Raw genomic sequence first — 5,657 nt, forward strand, 5'->3', positions numbered from 1 at the left:
ACGTTAATTTCGGCGGTGACTTACTCTCCCACACCCTCCCGAGTGCAGTACCATCAGCGCTGTGGGTCTTAGCTTCCGGGTTCGAGATGGGACCGGGCGTTTCCCCCACGCTATAACCACCGAAAACCCAACCCCACCCAACACGCTCTACCGCGTGTGGTGGGAAACCATGGTGTTTCCAGGTCTCGTGGACCATTATCCAATTACCAAACCAACCCGACCACCACCACAAGACTGTGGTGGTGTGGTGTTGTTGGTTGTCAACCACATAGTGAACGCGAACACACAGATCTTTGATGAATGTTGTGTGTGATAAGTCTTCGGTTTATTAGTACCGGTCAGCTCCACGCCTTACAACGCTTCCACACCCGGCCTATCAACCCAGTCGTCTACTGGGAACCTCACACCCCCATAGGGGCTAGGAAATCTCATCTCGGAGCAAGCTTCCCGCTTAGATGCTTTCAGCGGTTATCTCTTCCGAACGTAGCTAATCAGCCATGCTCCTGGCGGAACAACTGACATACCAGAGGTTCGTCCGTCCCGGTCCTCTCGTACTAAGGACAGACCTCCACAAATTTCCAACGCACGCAGCGGATAGGGACCGAACTGTCTCACGACGTTCTGAACCCAGCTCGCGTACCGCTTTAATGGGCGAACAGCCCAACCCTTGGGACCAACTCCAGCCCCAGGATGCGACGAGCCGACATCGAGGTGCCAAACCATGCCGTCGATATGGACTCTTGGGCAAGATCAGCCTGTTATCCCCGAGGTACCTTTTATCCGTTGAGCGACGGCCATTCCACAATGTACCGCCGGATCACTAGTCCCGACTTTCGTCCCTGCTCGAGCTGTCACTCTCACAGTCAAGCTCCCTTGTGCACTTACACTCAACACCTGATTGCCGACCAGGCTGAGGGAACCTTTGGGCGCCTCCGTTACTCTTTAGGAGGCAACCGCCCCAGTTAAACTACCCATCAGGCACTGTCCCTGACCCGGATTACGGGCCGAAGTTAGATATCCAGAGTGACCAGAGTGGTATTTCAACAACGACTCCACCACAACTAGCGTCGCGGTTTCATAGTCTCCCACCTATCCTACACAAGCCACACCGAACACCAATACCAAACTATAGTAAAGGTCTCGGGGTCTTTCCGTCCTGCTGCGCGAAACGAGCATCTTTACTCGTACTGCAATTTCGCCGAGTTCATGGTTGAGACAGTAGGGAAGTCGTTACTCCATTCGTGCAGGTCGGAACTTACCCGACAAGGAATTTCGCTACCTTAGGATGGTTATAGTTACCACCGCCGTTTACTGGGGCTTAAATTCTCCGCTTCGACCCCAAAGAGTCTAACGAGTCCTCTTAACCTTCCAGCACCGGGCAGGAGTCAGTCCGTATACATCGTCTTACGACTTCGCACGGACCTGTGTTTTTGATAAACAGTCGCTTCCCCCTAGCCTCTGCGACCCCAACCAGCTCACACCGCAAGGGTGATCACCAGCCAAGGCCCCCCTTCTCCCGAAGTTACGGGGGCATTTTGCCGAGTTCCTTAACCATGATTCTCTCGAACGCCTTAGTATTCTCTACCTGATCACCTGTGTCGGTTTAGGGTACGGGCGACTAAAACCTCACGTCGATGCTTTTCTCGGCAGCATAGGATCACCAAATTCCCTCACCTAAGAGAGTCCCATCACACCTCAGGCACACGGGCCGCGGATTTACCAACGACCCACCCTACATGCTTAGACCAGGACAACCATCGCCTGGCTTGGCTACCTTCCTGCGTCACACCTGTTAATACGCTTACCTCCCCGGATCAGGTCCCACGCTCCCCACACACGTCTTCACCCCGAAGGGATCCAATCATGGTGGTTCGGGTGGTTAGTATCCCCGGTTCAGTATGGACGGTTTTTCGCCGGTACGGGAATATCAACCCGTTATCCATCGACTACGCCTGTCGGCCTCGCCTTAGGTCCCGACTCACCCAGGGCAGATTAGCTTGACCCTGGAACCCTTGATCATCCGGCGGACGGGTTTCTCACCCGTCTTTCGCTACTCATGCCTGCATTCTCACTCGTTGAGGTTCCACCACTGGGTCACCCCGCAGCTTCACTACCCCAACGACGCTCCCCTACCCACAACACCACCTCAACCACAAACGGCTCAGCTATACGGTGTCATGCCACAACTTCGGCGGTGTACTTGAGCCCCGCTACATTATCGGCGCGGAATCACTTGACCAGTGAGCTATTACGCACTCTTTCAAGGATGGCTGCTTCTAAGCCAACCTCCTGGTTGTCTAAGCAACTCCACATCCTTTCCCACTTAGCACACGCTTAGGGGCCTTAGTTGATGGTCTGGGCTGTTTCCCTTTCGACTATGAAGCTTATCCCCCACAGTCTCACTGCCGCGCTTACACTTGACTGGCATTCGGAGTTTGGTTGACGTCAGTAACCTTGTAGGGCCCATCAGCCATCCAGTAGCTCTACCTCCAGCAAGCAACACACGACGCTGCACCTAAATGCATTTCGGGGAGAACCAGCTATCACGGAGTTTGATTGGCCTTTCACCCCTACCCACAGCTCATCCCCTCCATTTTCAACTGAAGTGGGTTCGGTCCTCCACGCGCTCTTACACGCGCTTCAACCTGGCCATGGGTAGATCACCCCGCTTCGGGTCTAGATCACGCCACTACAACACGCCCTATTCAGACTCGCTTTCGCTACGACTACCCCACACGGGTTAATCTCGCGACGTAACACTAACTCGCAGGCTCATTCTTCAAAAGGCACGCCGTCACCCCAAAAGGCTCCGACGGCTTGTAAGCACACGGTTTCAGGTACTATTTCACTCCCCTCCCGGGGTACTTTTCACCATTCCCTCACGGTACTGATCCGCTATCGGTCATCAGGAAGTATTCAGGCTTACCAGGTGGTCCTGGCAGATTCACACGAGATTTCACGAGCCCCGTGCTACTCGGGAGTACATTAGATCGAGATGACTGCGGTTTCGTCTACGGGACTCACACCCACTACGGTCTGGCACTCACCACCAGTTCGACTACCACAACACCACAACCCCCAGGGTGGCGACCCCAGGAACAACGCATCCCACAACCCCGATCATGCAACCCTCGCCAGGTATCACACACAACCGGTTTAGCCACCATCCGCTTTCGCTCGCCACTACTCACGGAATCACTATTGTTTTCTCTTCCTATGGGTACTGAGATGTTTCACTTCCCCACGTTCCTCCTCGCACCCTATGAATTCAGATACGAGTGACCACGCATAACACGCAGCCGGGTTACCCCATTCGGAAACCCTCGGATCACAGCTCGTTTATCAGCTCCCCGAGGCATATCGCAGATTTCCACGTCCTTCATCAGCTCCTGATGCCAAGGCATCCACCGTGTGCCCGTAACAACTTATACGCCACACAACACAAATAATCATCAAAAATACACACCACACACCAACAACCACACCACCACCAGAACCCAAAGGAACCAACAGCACTGCAGCCATCTGCGCGCGGCGTTCAAAGATGCTCGCGTCCACTATGTAGTTGACAAACAACAACCCACCAACACCACCCCACCAGCAACCGCTGGCTTCAGTAGTGTTCCGGGAAGAACCAACAACCAACACCCACACCACCACCGTCCGATCCTCACGGATCGAACAGCAGATTCACCTGAGCATTGGGCTTGTTGATCGACAACCCAACAATGTGCCACCACAACCACCACCACACACCACCCACAACATGATGTCGCGGGGTTCCCGTGCGCGGGGAGCCATGTACGCCTGTTGATATTCCACCCATGAGCAAACCACCACCACAGCACACTTGCTGGGTGTATGGCGGCCACCATTGACCAACCACCCTTGGTGATTGGCTGCAACCACACGGCTGCTGGGCCTGCTCCTTAGAAAGGAGGTGATCCAGCCGCACCTTCCGGTACGGCTACCTTCTTACGACTTAGTCCCAATCGCGAGTCCCACCTTCGAGGGCTCCCCCGACAAGGGTTAGGCCACCGGCTTCCGGTGTTACCAACTTTCGTCACTTGACGGGCGGTGTGTACAAGGCCCGGGAACGTATTCACCGCAGCGTTGCTGATCTGCGATTACTAGCGACTCCGACTTCACGTGGTCGAGTTGCAGACCACGATCCGAACTGAGACCAGCTTTTTGGGATTAGCTCCACCTCACGGTATCGCAACGCATTGTACCGGCCATTGTAGCATGCGTGAAGCCCAAGACATAAGGGGCATGATGATTTGACGTCATCCCCACCTTCCTCCGAGTTGACCCCGGCAGTCTCCTATGAGTCCCCACCATCACGTGCTGGCAACATAGAACGAGGGTTGCGCTCGTTGCGGGACTTAACCCAACATCTCACGACACGAGCTGACGACAACCATGCACCACCTGTACACCAACGTCAAAGAGGAAAACCCATCTCTGGGCCGGTCTCGTGTATGTCAACCCTTGGTAAGGTTCTTCGCGTTGCATCGAATTAATCCGCATGCTCCGCCGCTTGTGCGGGCCCCCGTCAATTCCTTTGAGTTTTAGCCTTGCGGCCGTACTCCCCAGGCGCGGCACTTAATGCGTTAGCTACGGCGCGCAAAACGTGGAATGTCGCCCACACCTAGTGGCCAACGTTTACGGCATGGACTACCAGGGTATCTAATCCTGTTCGCTCCCCATGCTTTCGCTCCTCAGCGTCAGTAACAGCCCAGAGACCTGCCTTCGCCATCGGTGTTCCTCCTGATATCTGCGCATTTCACCGCTACACCAGGAATTCCAGTCTCCCCTACTGCACTCTAGTCTGCCCGTACCCACTGCACACCACGGGGTTAAGCCCCGGGCTTTCACAGCAGACGCGACAAACCGCCTACGAGCTCAATACGCCCTATAATTCCGGACAACGCTTGCGCCCTTCGTATTACCGCGGCTGCTGGCACGAAGTTAGCCGGCGCTTCTTCTGCACGTACCGTCACTTTCGCTTCTTCCGTGCTGAAAGAGGTTTACAACCCGAAGGCCGTCATCCCTCACGCGGCGTCGCTGCATCAGGCTTTCGCCCATTGTGCTATATTCCCCACTGCTGCCTCCCGTTGGAGTCTGGGCCGAGTCACAGTCCCAGTGTGGCCGGTCACCCTCTCAGGCCGGCTACCCGTCGTCGCCTTGGTAGGCCATTACCCCACCAACAAGCTGATAGGCCGAGAGCCCATCCAAAACCAGAAAAACCCTTTCCACACACCCCCAAGCGAGACTGTGTTGTATCCAGTATTAGACCCAGTTTCCCAGGCTTATCCCAGAGTCAAGGGCAGGTTACTCACGTATTTCTCACCCGTTCGCCACTCATCCACCCAGATGCAAGCACCCAAGCTTCAGCGTTCGACTTGCATGTGTTAAGCACGCCGCCAGCGTTCGTCCTGAGCCAGGATCAAACTCTCCGTCAAAAAACATGACAGAAACCACAACCCACCAGTTCCACAAAGAAACCAGCACACGGTCGCGGGATCCTAGCTGACACCCAACACCCCAGGAAACGGGAAAAACACCCGGAGCATCAGGCCATCAACCAAAAAATACAAATACTTTTCGGTATCAACAAACTAGGCACACTATTGAGTTGACAAACAACAAACCAC

General features: G+C 54.8%; 3 rRNA genes. All 3 read right to left on the reverse strand.

From position 1 onward, the window contains the following. Nucleotides 1–7 precede the first annotated feature (7 nt). Nucleotides 8–124 (reverse strand): 5S ribosomal RNA (gene rrf / locus CKW39_RS15145). Between the two features lie 183 nt (nucleotides 125–307). Beyond that, nucleotides 308–3,431 (reverse strand): 23S ribosomal RNA (locus CKW39_RS15150). Between the two features lie 502 nt (nucleotides 3,432–3,933). Then, nucleotides 3,934–5,465 (reverse strand): 16S ribosomal RNA (locus tag CKW39_RS15155). The 16S, 23S and 5S rRNA genes sit together here, the layout of an rRNA operon. Nucleotides 5,466–5,657 lie beyond the last annotated feature (192 nt).

It is taken from the genome of Kocuria sp. WRN011 (assembly GCF_002295155.1).
In the GTDB taxonomy this organism is placed as follows: Bacteria; Actinomycetota; Actinomycetes; order Actinomycetales; family Micrococcaceae; genus Kocuria; species Kocuria carniphila.